We start from the raw sequence: 24,748 nt of genomic DNA on the forward strand, positions 1-24,748 counted from the left end.
CGGTCAGTCCCGCGGGTGCAGGAGCCGGCGCCAGCTCAGTCCCTGGGCCGCGCGCATCGCGCAGAGCACCACGAGCAGCCAGCCGGCGTCGAGCAGGATCGAGCTCTCGGCCAGCGCGGTGACCATCAGCACGGTCAGCACCAGCACCGGCCAGACGTGCACGACCGCCTTGCGCTCGGAGGCGATCAGCCAGGAGCGCCAGAGCGCGAGGCCGATCAGCACGACGAAGAGGACCACCCCGACCGCGCCGACCTGCAGGGCCACGTCGAAGAGCGCGTTGAGGCTCGACGAGTGCGGGCGGCCCGAGAGGTAGTCGATGGCGATGAAGGGGTAGAGGTCGGGCCGCCAGTAGCCCACCCAGCCCCAGCCGACGATCGGAGCGAGGTCCGTGAAGCGCCAGACCTGCTGCCAGAGCCGCAGCCGGAACTCGAACTCGCTGCCCGCGTTCAGCAGCTCGATCACCCGGTAGCGCAGGAGCCACACGGTGAGGGAGGCCGCGGCGGCGACGCCGAGCACCGCGAACTGCCGCCGACGGCGGTGGGTGCCGTCGCCGTGGCGCACCCAGCGCAGAGCGAGGGCGACGACGACGGCCACGGCGAGCACGCCCGCGCTCACGGCGGAGCGCGTGAAGAGGAGGGTGACCGCGGCGAGGGCGAGCGAGGCGACGGCCGGCCCGCGGGCGACGGAGCGGGTCATCAGCTCCACCGAGAACGTCACGATCGCCAGCAGGCAGACCAGCCCGAGCTGGTTGCGCGTGCCGACGAGTCCCTGGATCGGCCCGCCGACCGCGAGCAGGCCCTCCACGCCGAGGAAGCGCAGCGGCTGGTCGATCAGCACCCCCGAGAGCACCTCCCCGGCCAGCGAGGCGATCAGCACGACCCGCAGCACGTCGCCGACCGAGCGGATGATCTGGATGATGTCGCGCGTGAGGCCGATCGCGATCGCCAGGAACGCCAGGGCGAACTGGTAGACGACGCTCGAGACCGTGGCCCAGGTGTAGTCGCTCCACAGCACGCTGAGCGCGATCCAGCCGAGGAACACCAGGATGCTCGTGGGCAGCAGGCCCTCCCAGTCGAGCCGCCCGCGCCGCAGGACGAGCATGACCGCGGCGAGGGCGGTGAGCGTGGCGACGGCGGCGATGTAGCCGGGCCAGCCGATGAGCCCGCGGACCGCCGGGGCGCAGAGGACGGTGACGAGAGTGGTCTGCGCGAGGGCCGCCGCGAACTGCGGGGACGCCGTCGCGTCGGCGACGGAGGCGGGGAGCGAGGGGCGGCGGGGCCTCATCGCCTCGGGGAGGCGTCGGCGAGGGGGAGCGGGGTCGCGGCGAGGACCTCGGGCGTCTCGGTCGCCGGTCGCTTGGTCTGCACCGCGAAGAGGACGAGGAGCAGCCAGCCTCCCTCGATCAGGATCCGGCTCTCGAACAGCGACTGCGCCAGGAGGGCGACCACGATCAGCAGCGGAGCGAGGCTGACGGCCGTGTAGGGGAGGGTCGAGGTCGCGTCGCGCCGCGGGCGGTCGACCGCGCGGAACCAGGAGCGCCACAGCGTCGAGACGGCGAGCGCCGCGAAGAGGACGAGGCCGACCGCTCCGAGCTGGAGGGCGACGTCGAGCCAGGCGTCGTGGGCCTGCAGGTAGAGCACGCCCTTGCGCTCGGCGAGGGTGTCGAACGGGGCGGCCCAGGGAGCCCAGTAGCTGACCCAGCCCCAGCCGAGGACCGGGCGCTGCAGCGTGAGCGCGATCACCGAGTCCCAGATGTCGAGGCGGCCCGTGGCGTCCTCGCTCTTGCCGAGCAGGCCGAGGAGGGCGCCCCAGCCCGCGGCGCCTCCGGCGACGGCGGCCACCGCCAGCCCCGCGGCGGTCAGGTAGACGGGACGGCGGCGGGACTCGCCCCTCCGGCGAGCCCAGAGCGCGAACGCGGCCGCGAGGACGACGGCGACGAGGCAGAGCAGGACGGTCGCCGAGCGGGTGAGCAGGAGGGTCGCGACGTACAGGGCGACCCAGACCGCCCCCCAGCGGCGCCGGATCGAGTGGGCCGCCAGCTCGATCGCGATCACGATCAGGCCGAGCAGGGCGAGGAAGCCGAGGAGGTTGCGGTTGCCGACGATCCCCTGGACGGGCTCGCCGGTGAAGAGGGCGGCCTGCGACCAGTAGAAGGCATCGGGCGTCGGTCCGTCGGCGGGAGGCTCGACGCCGAACGGCAGGACGGGCTGCTGCACGACGACCGCGATCACGAGCTCGAAGAGGAGCGAGAGGCCGACGGAGAGGCGCAGGGCCCGTCCGAGAGCCGTGAGCAGTTCCCGGCTGCTCAGCGTGACGGCGAGGACGACGCCGCCGAGCGTCGTCGCGAGCTGCGCCGTGACTCCGATCGCGCTCGCTCCCGGATAGGCGGACCACAGCAGCGAGAGCACCGCGAGCCCGAGGAAGAGGACCAGCGACTTCGGCGTGCGGGCCCAGCGCGGGCGGGGGCGGGCGCGGACGAGCACGGCGATCGAGGCGCCCAGGAGCAGCGCGACGACGACGCCCCAGCCCCACCATCCGGCGAGGTTCCGCAGCGACTGGCCGGCCAGCAGCACGGCCAGCACCGCCACCGCGAGCGCTCGGGGAGCGGCGGGGGCGGCGCGTCGGATCATGGCGACCAGTCTAGGGAGCGGGGGCGGCGCGGCGGCGTGCCGGGCGCGCCGCCGCTCGCTCCCCGGCCGGGGAGGCTCAGACGAACGCGGCGGTGCCGGTGATCGAGCGGCCGACGATCAGCGTGTTCATCTCGCGGGTGCCCTCGTAGGAGTAGAGGGCCTCCGCGTCGGCGAAGAAGCGGGCGACGCCGTAGTCGAGGACGATGCCGTTGCCGCCCATCACCTCGCGGCACCAGGCGACGGTCTCGCGCATCCGGGCCGTCGCGTAGGCCTTCGCGAGGGCGGAGTGCTCGTCGCGCTGCTCGCCGGCGTCGAGCATCTCGGACACGCGGGTCGCCAGGGCGATGCTGGCCGTGATGTTGCCGATGCTCTTGACCAGGAGGTCCTGCACCAGCTGGTGCCCGACGAGCGGCTTGCCGAACTGCACGCGCTCCTTCGCGTAGCGCAGCGCCGCGTCGTAAGCGCCGATCGAGACGCCGATGGCCTGCCAGGCGACCTCGGCGCGGGTGAGCCGGAGCACCTTCGCGGTGTCGCGGAACGAGTTCGCGCCCTGCAGGCGCAGCGACTCCGGGACGCGGACGCCCTCGAGCACGATGTCGGCGTTCTGCACCGTGCGCAGGCTCTGCTTGCGCGCGATGGCGGTGGCGCGGTAGCCCGGCGTCGAGGTGGGGACGAGGAAGCCCTTCACCTGGCCGTCCTCCGCGTCCTTCGCCCAGATCACGGTCACGTCGCTGAAGGTCGCGTTGCCGATCCAGCGCTTCTCGCCGTCGAGGATCCAGTCGTCGCCGTCCCGGCGGGCGGTGGTGCGCAGGCCCTGGGCGGAGTCGGAGCCGGAGTGCGGCTCGGTGAGGCCGAAGGCGCCGACGACCTCGCCCGAGGCGAGCTTCGGCAGCCACTCGGCGCGCTGCTCCTCGGAGCCGGCGACGCCGACCGTGCCCATCACCAGGCCGTTCTGCACGCCGACGTAGGTCGCGATGCCCGCGTCCACCCGGCCCAGCTCGAGCGCCACCCAGCCGCGGAACACGGCGGAGTTCTCGATCGCGCGGGTCTCGGGCCAGGAGAGGCCGATGACGCCGGTGGCGTGGATCGCGGGGATCAGCTGCCGCGGGAACTCCGCGCGCTCCCAGTACTCGTCGGCGATCGGCCGCACCTGCTCCTCGAGGAACGCGCGGACGCCGACCAGCAGCTCCTTCTCGGCGGGCGTGAGCGCCGCCTCGAACCCGTAGAAGTCGGCCCCCAGGGTCTCGAAGGTCGTGCTGTCCATGCTCTGTGCTCCCTCGCTCGTCGGATGCGGCACGGCGACCGCTCCGACGGCGACAGCGCTGCGACTCCCAGCGTACGAAGCGCGCCTGCGAGTGCCGCGTCCTCTGGCGGAGAGCACCAACAGGCAGGCCCTCCTCCCGGGCCCGCGTTGTGGATCCTGCTAGCGTCGCAGCGGAGCGGCCCCGGCGCGTCCGGCTGAGCGGCTCGGACCCACCCCTCGGACGGAAGGCCAGCGCTCCCGTGTTCATCCCGATCGGCAACACCCCCCGCGACTACGCCTGGGGCTCGCTCACCGGCATCTCGGAGGCCCTCGGCACCGCGCCCTCCGGCGCCCCCGAGGCCGAGCTCTGGCTCGGCGCGCACCCGGGCTCGCCCGCGCGCGTCCTCGACCCCGCCCCGGTCGGCGCCGGCACGCTCGCCGAGTGGATCGCCGAGCACCCCGAGGCGGCGCTCGCCGGAGTGGAGGGGTCGGTCGATCCGGTCTCGGGCGCTCCCCGTCTGCCGTTCCTGCTCAAGATCCTCGCGGCGGGCGGGCCGCTGTCGCTCCAGGCCCACCCCTCGTCCGAGCGGGCCCGGCGCCGGTTCGTCGAGCAGGAGGAGGCCGGCATCCCCCGCGACGCCGCCGATCGCAACTACAAGGACCCGTTCCACAAGCCCGAGCTGATCTACGCGCTCAGCGAGACCTTCGACGCGCTCTGCGGCTTCCGTGAGCCGGCGGACGCCCGGGCGCTGCTCGCCGAGCTGGCCGGGCGCGCCCCGGCGGAGGAGGCGGCCGCGATCGCGCGGTTCGCCCGGACGCTCGAGGGCGAGCCCTCGGAGGTCCTCCGCGGCGCCGTGTCGTGGCTGCTCGCCGACGGCGACCGTGCGGAGGTCGCCGCGCTGGTGTCCGCGGTCGTCGCGGCGTCCGCGGGCGACGACCGCCTCGAGACGACCACGGTCCGGGACCTGGCCGAGAGCTACCCGGGCGACCCCGGAATCGTGCTCTCGCTCCTGCTCAACCGCGTCCGCCTCGCCCGCGGCGAGGTGCTCTACCTGCCCGCAGGCAACATCCACGCCTACCTCGCGGGCACGGGCGTGGAGCTGATGGCCGCCTCCGACAACGTGCTGCGCGGGGGCCTCACACCCAAGCACATCGACGTGCCCGAGCTGGTGAGCGTGCTCGAGTTCTCGCCGCTGCCCGTGCCCTACCTCCCGGCCGAGCAGGCCGGACCGGGCGTGCGCGTCTACCGTCCGGACGTCCCCGACTTCGTGCTCGCCGTCGTGGAGCCGGAGTCGGAGACGCCGGCCCGCGTCGCCCTGCACGGACCCGCCATCGCGATCGCGACCGAGGGCTCGTTCTCGCTCGAGGGCGCCGAGGGCTCGGTCCGCGTCGAGCGCGGCGGCAGCGTGTTCGTGACCCCGTCGGAGGGCACTCTCGCCGTCACCGGACGGGGCACGCTCTTCGTCGCGACGGTCTGATCCCTCCAGCGATCCCGGTGCCGGCCGCTCAGGCGGCGAACGTGCGGCGGTAGGCCGCCGGCGTGGTCCGCAGGACGCGCGTGAAGTGGTGGCGCATCACCGCAGCCGTGCCGAAGCCGACCCGCGCGGCGACCGCCTCGAGGGTCAGCTCCGTCTCCTCCAGCAGCACCTGCGCCCGGAGGAGGCGCTGGCGGGTGAGCCAGGCGAGCGGAGTCGTGCCGAGGTCGGCCCGGAAGCGGCGCGCGAAGGTGCGGGGGGCCATCAGGGCCCGACGGGCCAGCGCCTCGATCGAGAGGTCCTCGTCGAGGTGCTCCAGCATCCACTCGGTGACCTCGGCCAGCGAGTCCGCGCGCGCCTCGGGAACGGGGGTCCGCAGGTACTGCGCCTGCCCGCCGTGGCGCTGCGGGGGCACGACCATCCGCCGGGCGACGACGCTCGCCGCCGTCGCGCCCAGCTCCTCGCGCACCACGTGCAGCGCCGCGTCGATGCCGGCCGCGGTGCCCGCGCTCGTCACGATGCGCCCCTCCTGCACGTAGAGGACCTCCGGGTCCACCGTGACGGAGGGGAAGCGCCGGGCGAGCTCCGCGGCGTGCATCCAGTGGGTGGTCGCGCGCCGGCCGTCGAGCAGGCCCGCCTGCGCCAGGGTGAAGGCCCCGCTGCAGACGCTGAGGATCCACGCGCCGCGCTCGTGAGTTTCGCGGAGGAGGTCGAGGACCCGCTCGTCGGCGGGCCCGCGGCCGTGGGCGGGGACGGCGATCAGGTCCGCGTCCCGGGCCGCGTCGAGACCATCGGCGATCAGCAGGTCGAATCCGAGGCTCGTCCGGACGCGGCCCGGATCGGGAGTGGCGATCCGGAAGTCGAGGGCGGGCCCTCCGTCAGCGCCGCGGTCGATCCCGAACACCTCGCAGACGACCCCGAACTCGAACGGCGCGAGGCCGGGCAGGGCGAGGAGGGCGACGGAGCGGAGCACGGCGGCAGGACATCGCGTCCCGTCGTCATCCGGCCTGTCCACGCCGTCGATCCCCGCCGCTAGGGTGTCTTCCGGCGCGCGGAGTCGCGGGCCCGCACCGAGGAGGATCCACATGGCATGGCTGGTCACCGGGGGAGCCGGGTACATCGGGGCGCACGTGGTGCGCGCGTTCTCGGAGCAGGGCATCGACCCCGTCGTCCTCGACGACCTCTCCTCGGGGCACGCGTCGTTCGTGCCCGAGGGCGTCCCGTTCCACCAGGGCTCGATCCTCGACGAGGCCCTGCTCGACCGCGTGCTCGCCGAGCACGACATCGAGGGCGTCGTCCACGTCGCCGGGTTCAAGTACGCCGGAGTCTCGGTGCAGCGCCCCCTGCACACCTACGAGCAGAACGTCACCGGCACCATGCGCGTGCTGGCGGCGATGGAGCGCGCCGGGGTCTCCTCGATCGTCTTCTCCTCGAGCGCTGCCGTCTACGGCGCGGTCGACGTCGAGATCGTCACCGAGGACACCCCCAAGAGCCCGGAGTCGCCCTACGGCGAGTCGAAGCTGATCGGCGAGTGGCTGCTCGCGGACGCGGGGCGGGCGCACGGCGTCAGGCACGCCTCCCTGCGCTACTTCAACGTCGTCGGGTCCGGCTACCCGGACGTCTACGACACCAGCCCCCACAATCTCTTCCCCCTCGTCTTCGAGGCGCTGCTGGACGGCCGCACGCCCCGGATCAACGGCGACGACTACCCGACACCGGACGGCACCTGCGTCCGCGACTACATCCACGTCGCGGACCTGGCGCTCGCGCACGTCGCCGCGGCGCGCCGCCTGGCCGCCGGCGAGCCGATCGACCCGGTCTACAACCTGGGCAGCGGATCCGGGGCCTCCGTCGGGGAGATCATGCGCGCGATCGCCGACAGCACCGGCATCGCCTTCACGCCCGAGGTCGCCCCGCGGCGGCCGGGCGATCCGCCCCGCATCGTCGCCTCCGGTGAGACGGCGGCCCGCGACCTGGGCTGGGAGATGCGGCACACCGTCGCCGAGATGGTGGAGAGCGCCTGGCGCGCACGGAGTGCCGCGACGGCCTGATCGGATCTCACGTTCGCGACACGCCGGTGTGTCGTGAACCCTCCACGGCGGGTTGAGGGTTTATGGTCCGCGACTTGACCTGAGCGAATGACACCGCTGTAATTACCTAGGCAGCGGCTCCGGGAGGAGCGGCCGCCGATCATCGGTTCGCAGGCGGGGTAGGAGACGGCATGACGCTTCCGGAACAGCACTCCGGAGTCCCCGAGGACTGGTTCGTCGATCCGGTCCGTCTGGGCGTGCCCGGGGTCCGACCCGGTATCGACACCGCGACCGAGGCGCCGGGGGGCGCGCTCTCCTGGCAGGTCGACTCGCTGTGCGCGCAGACCGACCCCGAGGCCTTCTTCCCCGAGAAGGGCGGCTCGACCCGCGACGCCAAGAAGATCTGCACCTCGTGCGAGGTCCGGGCGCAGTGCCTCGAGTACGCGCTCGAGAACGACGAGCGCTTCGGCATCTGGGGCGGCCTCTCCGAGCGCGAGCGCCGGAAGCTGCGCCGCCGGGCCTAGCCCCTCGTCACCGCGACCCGACCGACGGGGCGGCGAGCCGCAGGCGGGCGGCGCGGCGGCATCGCTTAGGGTGGTCCGCGATGTATCCACGAGTCACCGCCGTCCTCGTCGCGCGCAACGGCGCGGCCTATCTGGAACGAACCCTCGCGGCCCTGCGGGCGCAGACCCGTCAGCCCGACGCGACGGTGTTCGTCGACGGAGGCTCGAAGGACACGACCGACGAGCTCCTCGCGTCCTGGGGTCCGACGCAGCTCGTGCAGGTCGCCGAGCACCTCCCCTTCGGCCAGGCCGTGGCCCGCGCTGTCCGCGTGATGCAGCCGCCGGCCGGAGAGGACGAGTGGCTGTGGCTGCTCGCGCAGGACTCCGCCCCCGAGCCCGGCGCCCTCGCGGCGCTGCTGGGAGCCGTCGAGGTCGCCCCCTCCGTCGCGGTCGCCGGCCCCAAGATCATGGACTGGACGCGCTCCGGCTACATCCGCAGCTACGGCGAGTCGATCACCAAGCACGGCACGACCGTCCACCTCGTCGAGGACGAGCTCGACCAGGGCCAGCACGACTCCACGCCCGACGTCCTGGCCGTCGCCGCCGGCGGCATGCTCGTGCGCCACTCCCTCTGGGAGGAGCTCGGCGGATTCGACCCCGGCCTGCCGGTCGTCGACGACGCGCTCGACTTCTCGATCCGCACCCGGCTCGCCGGGCACCGGGTCAGCCGCGTGCCGGACGCCCGCGTCACCACCGCCCGCATCGGGCTGCAGCGCCCCGACGGCCGCCGCATCGACAGCGGGGAGCGGCGCCGCGCGCGCCAGCACCGCACCGCGCAGCTGCACCGCCGGCTCGCCTACGCGCCCGTCGCGCTCCTCCTCCTGCACTGGCTCTCGCTCGTCCCCCTGGCGATCGGCCGCGCAGTCGTGCGCCTGCTGCGCAAGCAGCCCGGGCTGGTCGGAGGGGAGCTGCTGGCGGCCCTCGTCGTCGCCTTCGGGGGGACGAAGGTGCTGCGGGCCCGCACCGTTCTCCGCTCATCGAAGAACGTGGGCTGGAAGGCCGTCGCGCCGCTGCGCATCCCGCTGGACGTGGTGCGGCAGCTGCGCTCGGTGCGCCACGACGCCGTGCGCGTGCAGGCCGGGCGGGACCGCCATCCGCTGCACTTCTTCCAGGGCGGGGGAGTGTGGGTCGTCCTCATGGCCGCGCTCGCCGGCCTGGTGGTCTACACGCCGCTCCTCGCTGCTCCCGCGCTCAGCGGCGGCGGTCTGCTGACGCTCTCGCCGACCGTCGGCGAGCTGTGGCGCAACGCGGCCTACGGCTGGCGCGACCTCGGCTCGGGGTTCATCGGCGCGGCGGACCCGTTCGCCGCCGTCCTCGCCGTGCTCGGCTCGCTGACCTTCTGGTCGCCCAGCTACTCGATGGTGCTGCTCTACCTCGTCGCGCTCCCCGCTGCCGCCCTCGGCGCCTGGCTGATGATCGCCCGGCTCACCCCGCGCGCGACCGCCCGCGCCGCCGGAGCCCTCGTCTACATCCTCGCTCCCGCCTTCTTCGCCGCGCAGGCCGACGGGCGCCCCGCCCCGCTGCTGATGCACGTGCTGCTGCCCTGGCTCTTCTTCGCCGGGTTCGGCGCGTACCGCTCCTGGTCCGCCTCCGCGAGCGCCTCGATCCTGGCCGCGGCCGTCGTGGCGTGCGCGCCGGTGCTGGCCGTGCCGCTCCTGGTGATCTGGCTCGTCGTCGTCGCCACCTCGGGGCGGCGGATCGGCCGCTTCCTCGGCCTGCCGATCCCCGCGGCCGTCCTGCTCTTCCCGCTGGTGGTCGCCCGCGCACCGCGGGGCGACTGGCTCGGCGTCCTCGCGGATCCGGGCGTCCCGCTGCCCTCCGCGCAGTCGGACCTCGTCGCGCTGCTCGCCGGCTTCCCGGCCGGTCTGCCCGACGGATGGCTCGCGTTCCTCGGCGGTCTGGGGATCGGCGCCTCCGCCGCCCCGCTGGTCACGGCCGTGCTCGTCGTGCCGCTGATCGTCGCGGCGCTGGCCGCCCTCCTCCTCCCGAACAACCTCGCGGCCCTCGGCGGAGTCGGCGTGGCGGCGGCGGGTCTCGTGACCGCCTCGCTCGCCCAGGGCGTGCAGGTCGCGACCACCGGCTCCGAGGCGGTCTCCGTCTGGAGCGGCACCGGTCTCAGCCTCTACTGGCTCGGCCTGGTGATCGGCGCGTCGCTCTCGCTCGCCGCCGTGCGCTCCGTGCGCGTGGTGCCGGCGCTCGTCGTCACGGCCGCGGCGGCAGCACTGGTCGGTCCGCTCGCGGTGGCCTTCCCGACCGGCGCCGGCACGTCGGTGTCGACCACGTCGGACCGCTCGCTCCCCGCCTACGTGGCGGCCGAGGCCCGGAACGACCCGCGGGTGGGCACGATCGTGCTCGTCCCGCAGGCGGACGGCGGCGTCCTCGCCCGGCTGGAGCGCGGAGCGGGCGCGACCCTCGACCAGCAGTCGACCCTCGCGAACACCGGCGCCGAGAGCACGGACGCGATCGACGAGCTGGCGGGCAACCTCGTCTCGCGGACGGGCTACGACGTCCCCTCCGCGCTCGAGAGCCTCGGCGTGCGCTTCGTCGTGCTGACCGAGCCGGCCGGCACCCAGGTCGGCGACGCGGCCGCCGCCGTGCGCGCGCGGGCGGCCGTCTCCCTCGACGGCAACGCGGCGTTCTCGGCCGTCGGCGACACCCGCTACGGGCTCCTCTGGACGGCCGTCGACACCGAGGGGACCCGCACCGAGGCCGCTCCGTCCGGCGTGGTCGGGCCCTTCGGGATCGCCTACACGATCGCCCTCCTCCTCGTCTTCGTCGTCGCCCTCCTGCTGGCGGTGCCCACCGGGCTCTCCCTCGAGCGGGGCCGCTCCAGCGGCGCGGTCGCCGGGATCGACGACGAGCCGGGCGAGGCCACCGGCCAGTTCGACGACGGGAACGACGATGTCTGACCCCGCCGACCAGGAGAAGCAGATGCCCGAGTCCTCCGCCCGCCGCTCCCGCGCGGAGCGCCGCGCCGATCGCGCCGCGGCCTCGACGCCCGATCGCGCACCCTCGGCCGCCCGTCGGCGCCGGACGGCCCTGCGCGGTGCGGTGGGCGCGGCCGGAGTCGTGATCGCCGCGGCCGCCGTGGTCGTGCCCCAGCTCCTCCCGTCCCCCCTGGTCTCGAGCGCCGCGGAGGGCGTCGTCGTGACGCCCGTCGCGGCCGACAGCTCGCTGGTCTGCGGCGGCGATCTGATCGACGCCGGAGAGCCGGAGCAGCTGCGCGCCCTCGACGGCGCGGCGACCGCGGTCCGGCCCGAGGGCTCCACCTCGGACCCCACGGTCCTCGACGAGGACGATGTCGCCGCACCGGGCACCGGCATCACCGGTCTGAGCGTGCCCGCGGGCTCCGACCCCGCTCCCGGTGGAGCCACCGTCCAGGCCATCGGCACGGACACCCTCTCCGGACTGTCCGCCCGCGCCTGCGCCGAGCCCTCGGCCGACAGCTGGCTCGTGGCCGGCTCGACCGACGTCGGGCGCACCTCCGTGCTGATCCTGGCGAACCCGAGCGAGGTCGCCTCCACCGTCGACCTCACGCTCTTCTCCGAGACCGGCACCGTCCAGGCCACCGGCGCCACGGGCATCGTCGTTCCGGCCGGAGCGGTCCGCGCGCTCCCGCTCGCGGGGCTCGCCCCCGGGGTCGTCCAGCCCGTCGTGCATGTGACCGCTCGCGGCGGCGAGGTCGCCGCGAGCATGCAGAGCAGCGCCATCTCCGGCCTCACCCCGGAGGGCGTCGAGACCACCGGCCCCTCCGCCGGCCCGGACACGCTCGCCGTGATCGCCGGCTTCACCGTCACGTCGCCTCCGGCCGAGACCGCGAGCGACGACGGCAGCGGTGGCGCGGGCAGCCCCGTGCTGCGCATCCTCACCCCCGGCGACGCCGACAGCACGGTCTCGGTCGAGGTCACCAACGAGGACCCGAGCGGGTCGGGCGCCTCCACCCAGGTCGTCGTCCCCGCCGGCCTCGTCGGCGAGGTCCCGCTCACGGGCCTGGCGGACGGCTCCTACCGCATCGTCCTGCGGGCCGATCAGCCGATCGTCGCGGCGGGGCGGACGACCTCGACCGGCTCGGCCGGCACGGACTTCGCCTGGTTCGCCTCCGGCACCGCGACCACGACGCCCTTCGGCGTCGCCGGCACGGGCGAGGGCGACGCGCGGCTGCACCTGGTCAACGGCAGCGACTCGACCGCCTCGGTCGAGATCGAGGCCCCGGGCGGCACCCGCACGCTCGAGCTCGGCCCGTTCGCGGCTCTCGCGACCCCGCTGGACGGCGACGGCGCGGTCGTCAGCAGCACCCAGCCCGTGCAGGCCTCGGTCTCGATCGCGCGCGACGGGCGGATCGCCTCGTACACGATCGTCCCGCCGGGACCGCTCTCCTCGCCGATCACGGTCTACTCGCACTGAGACGCGGGGCGGCGGCGCCTCGGCGGTGCCGGCGCCTCAGAGCTGCCGGCGCCTCAGGGGTGCCGGTAGCGGTCCGGGGAGATGTCCCACGGGTCGCGGCCGAGCAGCTCCGCGACGGCGCGGAACACGTAGCTCTCGATCAGCATGCGCTGGTGCCACTCGTCGCGGCGGTGCAGCTTCGCCAGGCGCTCGATCGGCACACGGTAGAGCGTGATGCGGCGCGCGGCGTGGTCGACGCGCCACCGCGCGATGCCCGTGCCCCGCAGCCGGTCGGGGTCGACGTCGGGAGTCGCCGCGACGTCGACGCGGATGCCGGCGAGCTCCTCCGGCCAGGTGCCGCGGAGGTAGTCGAAGGCCGAGCCGATCGTCGCCTCGAAGAAGTCGGAGCGGGTCTGCAGCAGGGGGAGGTGCGGACCGGTGATCGGCCCTCGTGCGCCGCGGCCGTGCCGGTCGCGGGAGCCTCCGCGCGACCCGCTCGTCGGGCGAGCGGCGGAACGACGAGCACGGGGCATGGCTCCAGCCTATTGCTACTGTGGGCGGCGATGACCGGACGGCACTGCTCGCGGACGGGCTGCCGCGCGCAGGCCGTCGTCACGCTGACCTACGACTACCGCGACTCGCTGGTGGCGGTCGGGCCGCTGAGTCCTGCGCCGGATCCGCACGGCTACGACCTCTGCGCCGAGCACGACCGGCGGCTCCTCGTCCCGCGCGGCTGGGAGACCGTCCGCTACGGCGCGGGGCCCGCCTAAGCCGCTGCCGCGCGCGTCAGGGCCGCTCGGGGAAGCCGCGCGGCGTGCTCGAGAGCACGGGGGCCAGCCGCTCGAGGCGCTGGTCGGACAGGAGCAGGGCGCGCTCCTCCCGCGCCCGGCGGAGTGCGGCCACGGCGAGGAGGAAGTCCTCCGCGGGCGCGGCGGGCAGCGGGGAGACGTGGACCGCGGTCTCGTCGGCCAGCGCGGCGGCGAGCTGCGAGCGCGACGGCTCCGTCATGCCGTGGCGCTGACGGAGGAACTGCGCCAGTCGGCGCGCCAGGGCGTCGGGGAGGCGCGCGGTGTCCGCCGTGACGGCCCAGCCCCGCAGCGGCTCCGGGATCTCGACGACCAGCGGCTCCGCGCGGGGAACGCGCTCGAGCTGGCTGTGCGTGCCCGCGAGGACGTCGCCGAGACGGCGCGATCGGCGCGAGAGGAGGCCGACGACCGCGGCGAGCCCGCCGAAGGTCATCAGGATCTCGAGGACGCCCGAGAGGCCGCGCACGAGGGCGTGCCGGAAGCCGATGGAACCGCCGTCGTCGCGGACGACGCGAGCGCCGACGGTGAGCTTCCCGAGCGAGCGGCCGCGACTGGCCGTCTCGACGGTGACCGGCACGATCACCACGGCGATGACGAGGGCCGCGATCGCCACGGCGGCCGAGGCGGCGGGGTCCAGGCCGCCGTCCCCGGAGAGGGAGGAGACCAGCAGGAACAGGCCCAGCGCGAGCAGGAGCTCCGCGATCAGGTCGATGATCGCGCCGACCGCGCGGAGCACGAACGAGGTGACGGGCACCTCGAGCGCGATCGCCTCGCCGGTGACCAGGTCGGCGTCGTCGAACTCGGTGCGCTGCTCCTCCACGGTGCTCCTCCCGGATGCTCGGCCTCGGCGGCGTGCCTGGCTATCCTGTCAGGAGATGGACATCGACGCTCTCTCGGCCGCCCGCACTGCGCAGTGGACCCGCCTCGACGAGCTCTCGCGCAGGCGCCGCCTGACCGGAGCCGAGGCGGACGAGCTGATCGAGCGCTACCAGGCGGCATCCGCGGACCTCGCCACGATCTCCTCCACCGCCGGATCGACGGCCGTCGGCACTCGGCTCGCCGTCTCGCTCTCGCGGGCTCGGGGACGCCTGACCGGCACGCGAGACGAGCCGCTCGCCGCGGTCTCCCGCTTCGTCGTCCTCTCGCTCCCGGCCGCTCTGCACCGGCTGCGCTGGCTGACGCTCGCCGTCGCCCTCGCGACCGCGGTGGTGGCGACGCTCTACGCGCTCTGGATCCTCGGCGACCCGCGCCTGCTCGCCGCGCTGGGCGACGACGAGGAGCTGCGGCGCTTCGCCCGGGGCGACTTCATCGACTACTACTCCGAGAACCCCGCCGCCTCGTTCGCCGGGCAGGTCTGGACGAACAACGCCTGGATCGCGGCGCAGTGCGTGGCCTTCGGGATCGTCGGCGTCTACGTGCCGTACATCCTGCTGCAGAACGCGCAGAACCTCGGCACGTCGATCGCGGTGATGTTCCATGTGGGGGAGGGCGACACGTTCTTCCTCTACATCGCGCCGCACGGACAGCTCGAGCTGACGGCCGTGTTCGTCGCCGCGGCCGCGGGCCTGCGGATCTTCTGGGCCTGGATCGCTCCCGGCGCGCGCACCCGCGGCCAGGCGCTCGCCGAGGACGCGCGGAGCCTGTTCACGGTGGCGATCGGCCTGGTCTTCGTGCTGCTCGTCTCGGGCGTGATCGAGGGGTTCGTCACTCCGGCACCCTGGCCCTGGTGGCTCAAGATCGGGATCGGGGCGCTCGCCCTCGGCGCGTTCCTCTTCTACATGATCGTCGTCGGCGGGCGCGCGGTGCGGGCGGGGGAGACGGGCGACCTCGACCGGTTCGAGGCCGGGTCGCGGAGCATCGCGGCCGGCTGAGCCGAGCCGGACGAGCGCGGCCGTCGGAGCGGGGCCGTCGATCAGCGCTCCCGGGACCGACGACGGCCCCTCTCGCAGGTCAGAGCCGTCCGGCCGCCTTGAGCGCGAGGTAGCGGTCCGCGAGCGCCGGCGGGAGCGCGGAGGGGCTGCCGAGCACGACGTCCCCGCCGAGACGGCGGACGGCGGCCGAGAGCCGGTCGACGTCCGCGAGCGAGCGCTCCGCGGCGGCGGCGGAGTAGACCGCGGCCCGGTCGCTCCGGTCCTCCGCCATCCGCTGCAGCTCGGGGTCGAGCGCGCAGGCGACCACGACCGTGTGCACGCGGGTGAGCTGCGGGAGCACCGCGAGGAGCCCCTCCGCCGAGCCGACCGAGTCGAGCGCGGTGAGTAGCACCACCAGCGAGCGCTGGGAGGCCAGGGTGCGCACCTGCGCGGGCACCGCCGCCCAGTCGGTCTCGATGAGCTGGGGCTGCACGGGGGCGAGGGCGTCCACGACGCGGGTCAGTACCTCCGTGCCGGTGGCGCCGTGCACGCGGGCTCGCCGGGTGCGGTCGAACGCGAGCACGTCGACCCGGTCGCCGGCCGAGGCCGCGAGGGCCGCCAGGAGGAGCGACGCCTCGATCGCCGTGTCCAGGCGCGGCTCGTCCTCGATCCGTGCGGCGGACGTGCGGCCCGTGTCGAGCACGACGATCACGCGCCGGTCGCGCTCCGGGCGCCAGGTGCGGACGACCGGCTCCCGGCGCCGCGCGGTCGCCCGCCAGTCGAGCGAGCGGACGTCGTCGCCGCGGACGTACTCGCGCAGGCTGTCGAACTCGGTCCCCTGGCCGCGGATCATCACGCTGGTCCGCCCCTCCAGCTCACGCAGCCGCGCCAGGCGCGAGGGCAGGTGGCGGCGGGAGCGGAAGGCGGGCAGCACCCGGACGACGGCCGGCGCGGCCCGCGTCGCCTGGCGGCCGGCCATCCCGAGCGGCCCGCGGGAGCGGATGGTGACGTGGAGTGCCCGGCGCTCGCCGCGGCGGATCGGCTCCAGGACCGTGGTCACCGCGCGGCGCTCGCCCGGCGGCAGACGCAGGGGCGACCGGGTCTCGAGGGCGCCGGCCGAGGGCTCCCAGGCGTCGCGGAGGACCCCCGTGATCCTCCTGCGGCCGGTGCTCGTGACCAGGAGGGTCGCCTCGGCCCTCTCGCCGAGCCGCACCCGGTCCGGCACCCGCCGCTCGAGCACCACGGCCCGGGGCGAGCCCGCGACCGCGACGTCGATCCCGACGAGGACCGCCCAGGCCAGGAGCCAGAGGCCGAGCACGGCGAAGGCGACCTCGGGGCGGCCGCCCAGGAGGACGACCGGCACCAGGCCGACGAGGAGGACGAGGACGCTGCGTCCGGTGAGGTGCACGGCTCAGACCGGGACGCGGACCTGCTGCAGGATCCCGCCCAGGACGGCCTCGGTGCGGACGCCCTCGAGCTCCGCCTCCGGCTCCAGCTGGATGCGGTGGCGCAGCACGGGCAGGACCATCGCCTGCACGTGGTCGGGGGTGATCGAGCCGTAGCCGTTGAGCCAGGCCCAGGCGCGGGACGCCGCGAGCAGGGCGGTCGAGCCGCGGGGGCTGGTGCCGAGCTTGACGCTCGGGCTCTCGCGGGTGGCTCGGGCGAGGTCGACGATGTAGCCGAGGACGTCGGGGCCGGCTCCGACGCGCCGGGCCGACGCCTGGGCGGCGCGCAGACGAGCGGCGTCGAGCACGGGGCGCACGCCCGCGGCGTCGAGATCGCGCGGGTCGAAGCCCGCGGCGTGGCGCGAGAGCACCTCCACCTCGACGTCGCGCGGCGGGATGTCGAGCACGAGCTTGAGCAGGAACCGGTCCAGCTGGGCCTCCGGGAGCACGTAGGTCCCCTCGTACTCCACCGGGTTCTGGGTGGCGGCGACGAGGAACGGGTCCGGCAGAGGCAGGGTGCGCCCGTCGACGCTGACCTGGCGCTCCTCCATCGCCTCGAGGAGCGCGGCCTGGGTCTTCGGCGGCGTGCGGTTGATCTCGTCCGCCAGCAGGAGGTTCGTGAAGACCGGGCCCTCGCGGAAGGCGAAGCCGGAGGTGGAGGCGTCGTAGACGAGGGAGCCGGTGATGTCGCCGGGCATCAGGTCCGGCGTGAACTGCACCCGGCGGGTGTCGAGGCCGAGCGAGACGGACAGGGCGCGCACGAGCAGCGTCTTCGCGACTCCGGGGACGCCCTCGAGCAGGACGTGGCCGCCCGCGAGGAGGGCGATCAGGAGCCCGGAGACGGCGCCGTCCTGGCCGACGACCGCGCGGCCGACCTCGGAGCGGACCCGGTCGAGCTCGGCGCGCAGGTCGTCGTCGGAGACCGGCGCTCCGTCGCGGGCGGAGGGGGTGGTGTCGCTCATCGGGAGGGGCCTTCCGGTCGTCGGGCGGTCGTCGGGGAGAGGGCGGCGCGGAGCGCGCTCTCGAAGCGGAGGAGCTCGTCGGAGGCGGCGACGAGGGCGGCGTCGTCGCCCGGCAGGTCGTCGACGAGCAGACGGCGCAGCGCGGCCTGATCGCGGCCGAGGCGCTCGGCGGCGACGGCGACGATCTCGTCGACCCCGGTCGCCGGAGCGAGTCCCAGGAGCGCGGCCGTCCGCCGGAGGGTGCCGATGCGCAGTGCGTCGAGGGCGCGGGGCCGGAGGGCTCCGCGCGCGTAGAGCCGCGCGCGGCCGCGGGCCGTCTCGCTCGCATGCACGACGACCGGCAGCGGCTCGACCGCGAGCGGACCGAGCCGGCGGCCGCGCCAGACGGCGGAGGCGACGAACACGGCCACCAGCAGCAGGAGAGCCGGAGTCACCCAGCCGGGGGCGAGGTCGGCGGGTGCAGGGGTGGTGCTCGCCGAGTCGGCGGCTCCGGCGCGGTACCAGACCAGCCGGTCCTCACCGCCGAGCAGTCCGAGCGCGAGAGCGGCGCGGCCGTCCTGGCCGATGGTGCCGTTGCGGAGGAGGTCGGCGTCGCCGATCGCGGTGACGTCGGCGCCCTGCGGGAACCCGGTGCTCACGAGCAGGAAGCCGTCGTCGCCTGAGGGGAAGCAGCCGACCGCGTCGCCGTCGTCGAGGATCCGGTACGTGCTCCCTCCGGCGGGGAGCGTCCCGGCGCGCTCGGCCGCCGGGAGCGGGCACTCGGCGCGGAAGGGGCCGTCGCCGGCCGGGGAGCCGGCGAAGCGGACGTCCGGCAGCAGGGCGTCGAGCGCGGCTCCTCCCGGGGTCACCAGGACGAGCGAGGCCGAGGCGCGGGCGAGCCGGCGGTACTGGGCCTCGTCGAGGGCCACGTCCGGGTCGTCGACGAGCAGTGTCGCGTCCGGGGAGGAGGCGGCGAGAGCGGAGTCCAGGTCGTCGGCGCGGACGACCTCGACGCCCTGATCGCGCAGCACCTGGGCGAGCGCGCGGGCGCCGTCCGGGGTCGCGCTGTCGACGTCGAGGTCCGGGGCGGCCACCCGGGTCCCGGTCGCGACGGTGAGCAGCAGAGTGCCGACCGCGACGATCACGAGGAGGAGCACCCACACCCGTCCGCGGCGCAGCAGCGCGCCGAGGGTCGGGCTGGAGACCGTGTCGGCGCTCACCGGGGCGCCGCCAGGGCGTCCAGGACCGGCGAGGCCGCGGCGAGCTCGCGGTCCAGAGCCGCGACCCGCTCGTACTCGGCCGGGCCGCAGGGCTGCCCGAGGTAGCGCACGCGGTCGAAGTCGTCGGCCGTGCGGCGCAGCGCGGCGGCGGAGGAGGGGAAGGCCGCGGAAGCGCGCGACGCCAGGCCGAGAGCGGTGGTGCCGGGCGAGACCCGCAGGACGGTCCGCTCGTCGAGGGAGCGCACCAGGGCGCGGAAGCGCTCGACGAGCGCCTCGTCCCAGTCCCCGCGGGCGGCCGAGGCCTCGGCGAGCGAGCGGAGGATCGCGGCCGAGCGGGTGTCGTCGTCGGCGAGCACCGCTCCCGTGACGGTGCTGCGGCGACCGGCGCGGGGCCGTCCCGCGATGACGAGCGCGGCGACCACGAGCGCCACCAGCACCAGCACGCCGATCACGGCGGCGATCGGCACCGGCGGGCCGTCGCCCTGCAGCGTGAGGGAGGCGAACCAGTCGCGCACCGCCTGCACCACCCGGTCGAAGAGGGTCGGCTCGGCCGCCCGGTAGCGCGGGTCGGCGAGCTCCTCGAGGAGGAGTCGGCGCGCCTGCTCCGCGTCGGGCTCGAGAGGGGCCGCGGCGAGGATCACGGGCGCTCCGGCACGGGGAAGGGATCGGGGGAGGGGCGGCCCGCCGCGCGCTCCTCGACGTGGCGCATCAGCACCAGGTCGAAGCCCTCGCGGCGCATCCGTCGGTCGAGGTAGACCAGGCCCGTCACGGCCGACTGGAGCACGGTGCCGACGGCGCCGATCACGAAGCCCACGGCGACGGAGGCGATCGTCACCACGAGCGAGGTGACGAGCTGCGCGTCCGGGTCGGTCGGGGCGATCAGGGCGCCGGCGATCGGGATGAGCAGGCTGAACGGCGTGGCCACGATCTGGCCGGCGACCTGGATGATCACGGTCATCAGCGCGAGCGCGCCGAAGGTGCGCCAGAAGCCGCCCGCCACCAGCCGCCAGGAGCGCGCCACCGCACGGCGCAGCGGCAGCCGCTCGACGACGATCAGGCTCGGCACCAGGGCGAGCTTCGTCGACAGCCAGACCCCCAGCGCGAGGGCGACCAGGCCGGAGCCGACGAGCACCAGGATCCCGCCGACGATCGCGCTCGACGTCCCGTCCATCGCTCCGATGACGAACAGCGGCACGGCGAGCGCCACGGCGAGGAGCACCAGGAGGAGGTAGCCGACGCCCTGCAGGACCGTCCAGCCGATCAGCGCCCAGAAGCGGCCCCGCAGCCGGGCGAGCAGCTGTCGGAAGGTCGCCCGCTCGCCGAGGACGCCGCGGGTGACCTCGAGCACGACCACGCCCTGCACGAGGGCGCCGCTGGCGAGCGAGACGGCGAGGGGGATGAGGGCGGCCAGGACCACGACCGCGAGGGAGCCCGCGCCGACGGCGTCGCGGTCGGCGGACTCCGCCTGCGAGATGCGCCCGACGGCGAGCACCGCGATCAGGCCGTAGACCGCCAGGGCGAGCACCGACCCGAGGCCCTGCACCAGCAGGGCGACGCCCAGGGTCGTGCGGGGGCTGCGGCGGAGGACCTGGAACGGGGCGCCGAGCAGGGTGCCGAAGCCGAGCGGGCGCAGCGGCACGAGACCGGGCTTGGGCGGGGGAGTCCAGCCGGGCGCTGGGCGTCCGGGCGACCAGGGGCCGGCGCCGGCGGGCGACCAGGAGCCCCCGGCGGCACCGGGTGGTACGGGGCCTGCGCTCGGCGGCGCGGGCGACCAGGCCGGGGCGACGAGAGCGGGCAGCGGCCTGCGCCGGTCGCCGTCCTGCGCCGGGACGGCCGCGTCGTCCGGACGCCCTGCGGGCGGGGGCCACTGAGCTGCGTCGGTCATCCCCTCCATGCTGTCACAGGCGTGCGGGCGGGGTCCTCCCCCGAGCGGACCCCCTTCGCCCGCAGAGCCCGCTCCCCGCCCACGGAGAGGTGCGTCGGTTAGCCTGGGTCGGGTCACCGTGCGCGCCGTGGGCGGGCGCGACCCGAGACGAGGAAGAGCAGACCGATGAGCGCGCGCATTCTGGTGGTCGACGACGACGCCGCCCTGGCCGAGATGATCGGCATCGTCCTGCGCGCCGACGGGTACGACGTCTCCTTCTGCGCGGACGGCTCCGGCGCCCTCGAGGCCTTCCGGCGGGCCCGGCCGGACCTGGTCCTGCTCGACCTGATGCTGCCCGGGATCGACGGGATCGAGGTGTGCCGCGCGATCCGCGCCGAGTCCGGAGTCCCCGTCATCATGCTGACGGCCAAGTCCGACACCTCCGACGTCGTGCAGGGCCTCGAGTCCGGCGCCGACGACTACATGGTCAAGCCGTTCGACCCCAAGGAGCTCGTCGCGCGGATCAGGACGCGCCTGCGTCCCACCACCGCCGCCGCGAACGCGGTGCTGCAGGTCGGGGACCTGAGCCTCGACGTCGCCGGCCACGAGGTCCGCCGCGGCGAGACGCGCATCGGCCTGACCCCGCTCGAGTTCGACCTCCTCCTCGCCCTCGCCTCCAAGCCCCAGCAGGTCTTCACCCGCGAGATGCTGCTCGAGCAGGTCTGGGGCTACCACTACAAGGCCGACACCCGCCTCGTGAACGTGCACGTCCAGCGCCTGCGCGCCAAGGTCGAGAAGGACCCGGACGACCCCCGCATCGTGATGACCGTGCGCGGCGTCGGCTACCGCGCCGGCGCCGTCCTCCCGGGCTGACCGTGCCCCGCCTCGCCGCTCCCGACGTGCGCCGGTGGCCCCGCCGCGTGCTCGGGGTGTGGCGCACGTCGCTGCAGTTCCGCGCGGTCGCGATCACGGTCCTGCTCAGCGGCATCGCCATCGGCTCGACCGGCGTCTACCTCTCGTACAGCATCAGCGACAACCTGTTCCAGTCACGGCTGACGCAGGTCACGGGCGACACGTCGCGCGCGACCCGGGCCGCGCAGGGATACCTCGACGCAGCCACAGTCTCCACCCGCCAGGACATGGAGGAGGTGATGAGCTCGGTGCGCACCGCCGTCCGGGACGCCTCCTCCTCCGCGCTGATCGCCGTCGTGCGCTCGCCCGACCAGGAGGCGTCCTCGCTGGCGCCTCAGGACATCTACAACCGCGAGCTGCAGAACGGCGTGATCAGCGACGCGCTGCGCGAGCGGGTGCAGGCGGGCTCCGACGGGCAGTACTGGCAGTCGGTGACGCTCGACGCCTCCGGTCAGCAGCAGCCCGGCATCCTCGTCGGCTCGACCCTCGAGCTGCCGAGCTCGGCCGGGCGCTACGAGCTGTACATCGGCTACTCCCTCGCGGACGCGGAGCGCACGCTCCAGTTCGTGCAGCAGGTGCTCAACGTGGCGGGGATCCTGCTCATCCTGCTGATCGGAGCGGTCAGCTGGGTCGTCGTGCGGATCGTCGTCGCCCCGGTCCGGGTCGCGGCCGAGACGAGCCAGCGCCTCGCCGCCGGCGACTTCGACGTGCGGATCCCCGAGCGGGGCCAGGACGTGATCGCGACCCTCGCCCGGTCCTTCAACGGCATGGCCGACAGCCTGCAGGACCGGATCAGCGAGCTCGCGACGCTCAGCCAGGTCCAGCAGCGCTTCGTCTCGGACGTCTCGCACGAGCTCCGGACGCCGCTGACGACGATGAAGCTGGCCGGGGACGTGCTGTACGACCAGCGCGAGGACTTCGCCCCGGTCGCCGAGCGCACGGTCGAGCTGCTGCACAGCCAGATCGACCGCTTCGAGAGCCTCCTCGCCGACCTGCTCGAGATCTCCCGCCACGACGCGGGGTCGGCCGAGCTCGAGCTCGAGCCGGTCAACCTGGTGAAGCTGGCCGGCGACGAGATCGAGGCGATGCGGGGGATCGCGGAGGCGAACGGCTCCCGGCTCACTCTCTCCGCCCCGGGCGGCTACTTCGACGCCGACCTCGATCCGCGCCGCATCCGCCGGATCGTCCGCAACCTGCTGGGCAACGCGATCGAGCACGGCGACGGCCGCGAGGTCGTCGTCACCGTCGACAGCAACGCCAGCGCGGTCGCCCTCGCGGTGCGCGACTACGGGCACGGCATGAGCAGCGAGGAGGTGGTGCGCGTCTTCGACCGCTTCTGGCGCGCCGACCCGTCCCGCCGCCGCACGCTCGGCGGCACCGGCCTCGGCCTCTCCATCGCGCAGGAGGACACCGCCCTGCACCACGGCTGGCTGCAGGTCTGGTCCGTGCCCGATCGCGGCGCCTGCTTCCGCCTGACCGTGCCCCGGCACCGCGGCGAGCGGATCGAGGCCTCGCCGCTCCCGCTGCCCCCGGTCGACGCGGGCGAGCAGGCCTACAGCGGCCCGATCGTCCTCCCGCCGCTGCAGGCTCCTCCGGTCGGGGCCGCGGGGGTGCTCCCGTGAGGCGCGGCGTCCTCCGCGCCGTCGCGGCCGCCGCGCTGCTCGCGCTCGGGCTGGCCGGGTGCGCCGGCATCCCGCGGGACGGCGACGTCGGAGTCGGACGGCCCGACACCGCGCCGCAGGACCTCCAGTACGACTTCCTCCCGTCGGGACCCGCCGTCGGTGCGTCGCAGCGCGACATCCTGACCGGCTTCATCGACGCCGCGTCGAGCCCGCAGAACAACTACAAGATCGCCCGCGAGTTCCTCTCCACCGGAGCCGACTGGACGCCGGGCGAGCACGTGACGGTCGACGAGGGCCAGCGCTCCGCCTCGCCGCAGTCGGGATCCACGCTCTCGCTGACGATCACGCCCGTCGCCGAGGTCGACGCGACGGGCGTCTACACCGACGTCGCCACCACGGCCGGCCTGACCCTCGACTACGGCTTCGTCCAGGAGAACGGCGAGTGGCGCATCAGCGCGCCGCCGAGCGGCGTGGTGATCGACCGCACCACCTTCGAGCAGGTCTTCTCGACGCACGCGCTCTACTTCTTCGACCCCGGATACCAGTACCTCGTGCCGGACCTGCGCTGGTTCGCCTCGCGCGCCGACAGCTCCACCAGCACCACGATCGTCACCGAGCTGCTGCGCGGCCCCACGCCGTGGCTGCGGGACTCCGCCGCCGTCGTGTCGGCCTTCCCGACCGGGACGACGCTGGCGGCCGAGACCGTCCCGGTCGAGTCGCAGCGCGCCGTGGTCGACCTGAACCCGGCCGCTCTCGAGGCCGATCCGGCGCAGTGGCGGCTGATGGCGCTGCAGCTGAACCGGAGCCTCGCGAACGTCTCGAACGTCACCGGAGTCGCGCTCTCCGTCGAGCAGAACCCGATCGACGTCCCCTCCGAGGTCACCGGGCTGCCGACCTCGCCCCGCGTCGACACCCGGCCGCTCGTGCTGACCGACGACGCTTTCGGATTCCTCGGCTCCTCCGGGCTGGCCGGCCTCGGGATCTCGGATCGGATCGAGGCGCTGCAGCCGCGGGCCGCGGTCCTCGGCGAGCAGCGCGGGGCCGACTCGGACGCATCGGCCGCCGTGCTCACCGCCGCGGGCGTGAGCCTCGTGGAGCCCAACGGTGCCGACGTCCTCCTCGACGCGCGGTCGGGCCTCGTCGCGCCGTCCATCGATCCGCTCGGGTACGTCTGGTCGGTGCCGTCGGCCTCGCCCGGGCAGCTGGTGGCGTACTCCGCGGACGGCTCGCGCTCGATGCAGGTCGCGACGGCCTGGAGCGAGGTCGAGTCGCTCGCCTCGATCGCCGTGTCGCGCGACGGCACCCGGATGCTGGCGCTCGCCCAGGACGGGCAGCAGGCCACGGTGCTGGTGGCCGGCATCACCCGCTCACGGGACGGCGACCCGGTGGCGGTCGGCGAGCCGGTCGTCCTCCGCTCGACCCTGGGGACCGCGGTCGCCGCGGCCTGGACGGACGAGCTCGACGTGGTGTCGGTCGTGCGCGGCTCGACGGGGGAGGACGCCGTCACGATGAACCTGCTCGGCGGAGGCGCCACGGCGCTCGGCACGACGACGGGCACGGTCCAGATCGCCGCGGGCAACACCTCGACCCAGATCCGCATCCTCGCCGAGGGCGGGGAGCTCCGGCAGCAGCGGGGCTCGGCCTGGCAGACGACCGCGACGGACATCCGGCTGCTCGCGGCGCAGACCGGCATGGGGTCCTGACCGGTCCTGTCGGCGGCGACGAGCCCTTCCGACGGCGGCGCGCTCCGGATGCTCCTCCCCA

Annotated in this window: 21 protein-coding genes; 10 read left to right on the top strand and 11 right to left on the bottom strand. The window is 74.8% G+C overall.

Annotated features, from left to right (window positions below; all coding sequences use genetic code 11):
* Positions 1 to 3 precede the first annotated feature (3 nt).
* From C5C50_RS00175 to C5C50_RS00185, 3 genes are all read right to left on the bottom strand, one after another.
* Entirely contained in the window at positions 4 to 1,284 is a 1,281-nt protein-coding gene (locus C5C50_RS00175; protein WP_104272579.1) for an O-antigen ligase, read from the bottom strand.
* A complete protein-coding gene (locus tag C5C50_RS00180) occupies positions 1,281 to 2,630 on the bottom strand; it encodes an O-antigen ligase (RefSeq protein ID WP_104272580.1) in 1,350 nt (449 codons plus the stop codon). The genes C5C50_RS00175 and C5C50_RS00180 overlap by 4 nt, the downstream gene beginning before the upstream one ends.
* 76 nt (positions 2,631 to 2,706) lie before the next feature.
* The gene (locus tag C5C50_RS00185; RefSeq protein WP_104272581.1) at positions 2,707 to 3,894 is read right to left on the bottom strand and encodes an acyl-CoA dehydrogenase family protein; all 1,188 of its coding nucleotides are present in this window, start codon (positions 3,892 to 3,894) and stop codon (positions 2,707 to 2,709) included.
* Between the two features lie 239 nt (positions 3,895 to 4,133).
* On the opposite strand from C5C50_RS00185, the gene manA reads away from it, so the two are divergent.
* Complete coding sequence (manA, locus tag C5C50_RS00190) at positions 4,134 to 5,351, top strand: mannose-6-phosphate isomerase, class I (RefSeq protein ID WP_104272582.1); 1,218 nt, start codon at positions 4,134 to 4,136, stop codon at positions 5,349 to 5,351.
* Positions 5,352 to 5,379: 28 nt separating this feature from the next.
* Here manA and C5C50_RS00195 read toward each other — a convergent pair whose 3' ends face one another.
* Positions 5,380 to 6,321, bottom strand: a complete 942-nt coding sequence (locus tag C5C50_RS00195; RefSeq protein WP_104272583.1) for a GlxA family transcriptional regulator — start codon at positions 6,319 to 6,321, stop codon at positions 5,380 to 5,382.
* Positions 6,322 to 6,433: 112 nt separating this feature from the next.
* Here C5C50_RS00195 and galE point away from each other — a divergent pair, with 112 nt between their 5' ends.
* From galE to C5C50_RS00215, 4 genes are all read left to right on the top strand, one after another.
* Positions 6,434 to 7,399 carry a UDP-glucose 4-epimerase GalE gene (galE, locus tag C5C50_RS00200; RefSeq protein WP_104255247.1) on the top strand — a complete coding sequence of 322 codons (966 nt, stop codon included), beginning with the start codon at positions 6,434 to 6,436 and terminating at the stop codon, positions 7,397 to 7,399.
* 170 nt (positions 7,400 to 7,569) lie between these two features.
* A complete protein-coding gene (locus C5C50_RS00205; protein ID WP_104224145.1) occupies positions 7,570 to 7,902 on the top strand; it encodes a WhiB family transcriptional regulator in 333 nt (110 codons plus the stop codon).
* An 80-nt stretch (positions 7,903 to 7,982) separates the two neighbouring features.
* Positions 7,983 to 10,850, top strand: a complete 2,868-nt coding sequence (locus tag C5C50_RS00210; RefSeq protein ID WP_104272584.1) for a glycosyltransferase family 2 protein — start codon at positions 7,983 to 7,985, stop codon at positions 10,848 to 10,850.
* Positions 10,843 to 12,345: a DUF5719 family protein gene (locus C5C50_RS00215; protein WP_146076848.1), complete on the top strand. Its 1,503-nt coding sequence runs from the start codon at positions 10,843 to 10,845 to the stop codon at positions 12,343 to 12,345. The genes C5C50_RS00210 and C5C50_RS00215 overlap by 8 nt, the downstream gene beginning before the upstream one ends.
* Before the next feature lie 53 nt (positions 12,346 to 12,398).
* Here C5C50_RS00215 and C5C50_RS00220 read toward each other — a convergent pair whose 3' ends face one another.
* Positions 12,399 to 12,857, bottom strand: coding sequence for a metallopeptidase family protein (locus C5C50_RS00220; RefSeq protein ID WP_104272585.1), 459 nt, complete (start codon positions 12,855 to 12,857; stop codon positions 12,399 to 12,401).
* Between the two features lie 30 nt (positions 12,858 to 12,887).
* Here C5C50_RS00220 and C5C50_RS00225 point away from each other — a divergent pair, with 30 nt between their 5' ends.
* Positions 12,888 to 13,094 carry a DUF3499 family protein gene (locus C5C50_RS00225; protein ID WP_104224141.1) on the top strand — a complete coding sequence of 69 codons (207 nt, stop codon included), beginning with the start codon at positions 12,888 to 12,890 and terminating at the stop codon, positions 13,092 to 13,094.
* Between the two features lie 16 nt (positions 13,095 to 13,110).
* On the opposite strand, the gene C5C50_RS00230 is transcribed toward C5C50_RS00225, so the two are convergent.
* Positions 13,111 to 13,950 carry an RDD family protein gene (locus C5C50_RS00230; protein WP_104272586.1) on the bottom strand — a complete coding sequence of 280 codons (840 nt, stop codon included), beginning with the start codon at positions 13,948 to 13,950 and terminating at the stop codon, positions 13,111 to 13,113.
* A 55-nt stretch (positions 13,951 to 14,005) separates the two neighbouring features.
* Between C5C50_RS00230 and C5C50_RS00235 the strand changes: the two genes are divergently transcribed.
* Positions 14,006 to 15,001, top strand: coding sequence for a stage II sporulation protein M (locus C5C50_RS00235; protein WP_104224139.1), 996 nt, complete (start codon positions 14,006 to 14,008; stop codon positions 14,999 to 15,001).
* Positions 15,002 to 15,080: 79 nt separating this feature from the next.
* On the opposite strand, the gene C5C50_RS00240 is transcribed toward C5C50_RS00235, so the two are convergent.
* Genes C5C50_RS00240 through C5C50_RS00260 form a run of 5 tightly spaced genes read right to left on the bottom strand, consistent with a single transcriptional unit; the run spans position 15,081 to position 20,471 of the window.
* Entirely contained in the window at positions 15,081 to 16,388 is a 1,308-nt protein-coding gene (locus C5C50_RS00240) for a DUF58 domain-containing protein (protein ID WP_104246665.1), read from the bottom strand.
* A 3-nt stretch (positions 16,389 to 16,391) separates the two neighbouring features.
* Positions 16,392 to 17,387, bottom strand: a complete 996-nt coding sequence (locus C5C50_RS00245) for a MoxR family ATPase (RefSeq protein WP_104224137.1) — start codon at positions 17,385 to 17,387, stop codon at positions 16,392 to 16,394.
* Positions 17,384 to 18,586 (bottom strand): DUF4350 domain-containing protein, encoded by a 1,203-nt coding sequence (locus tag C5C50_RS00250; RefSeq protein WP_104225485.1) that lies wholly within the window; start codon positions 18,584 to 18,586, stop codon positions 17,384 to 17,386. The genes C5C50_RS00245 and C5C50_RS00250 overlap by 4 nt, the downstream gene beginning before the upstream one ends.
* On the bottom strand, positions 18,583 to 19,227 hold the full coding sequence (locus tag C5C50_RS00255; protein ID WP_104272587.1) for a DUF4129 domain-containing protein: 645 nt from the start codon (positions 19,225 to 19,227) through the stop codon (positions 18,583 to 18,585). The genes C5C50_RS00250 and C5C50_RS00255 overlap by 4 nt, the downstream gene beginning before the upstream one ends.
* Entirely contained in the window at positions 19,224 to 20,471 is a 1,248-nt protein-coding gene (locus C5C50_RS00260) for a hypothetical protein (RefSeq protein ID WP_146085830.1), read from the bottom strand. Before C5C50_RS00260 ends, C5C50_RS00255 begins: the two co-directional genes overlap by 4 nt.
* Before the next feature lie 165 nt (positions 20,472 to 20,636).
* Between C5C50_RS00260 and mtrA the strand changes: the two genes are divergently transcribed.
* From mtrA to C5C50_RS16785, 3 genes are read left to right on the top strand one after another with little or no spacing between them, the layout of a single operon-like run.
* The gene (mtrA, locus tag C5C50_RS00265; RefSeq protein WP_104272588.1) at positions 20,637 to 21,323 is read left to right on the top strand and encodes an MtrAB system response regulator MtrA; all 687 of its coding nucleotides are present in this window, start codon (positions 20,637 to 20,639) and stop codon (positions 21,321 to 21,323) included.
* Between the two features lie 2 nt (positions 21,324 to 21,325).
* Complete coding sequence (gene mtrB / locus C5C50_RS00270) at positions 21,326 to 22,984, top strand: MtrAB system histidine kinase MtrB (RefSeq protein ID WP_244229464.1); 1,659 nt, start codon at positions 21,326 to 21,328, stop codon at positions 22,982 to 22,984.
* Positions 22,981 to 24,687: an LpqB family beta-propeller domain-containing protein gene (locus tag C5C50_RS16785; protein WP_181127388.1), complete on the top strand. Its 1,707-nt coding sequence runs from the start codon at positions 22,981 to 22,983 to the stop codon at positions 24,685 to 24,687. Before mtrB ends, C5C50_RS16785 begins: the two co-directional genes overlap by 4 nt.
* The last annotated feature ends 61 nt before the right edge of the window (positions 24,688 to 24,748 follow it).

It is taken from the genome of Rathayibacter sp. AY1D9 (genome assembly GCF_002932395.1).
Taxonomy (GTDB): domain Bacteria; phylum Actinomycetota; class Actinomycetes; order Actinomycetales; family Microbacteriaceae; genus Rathayibacter.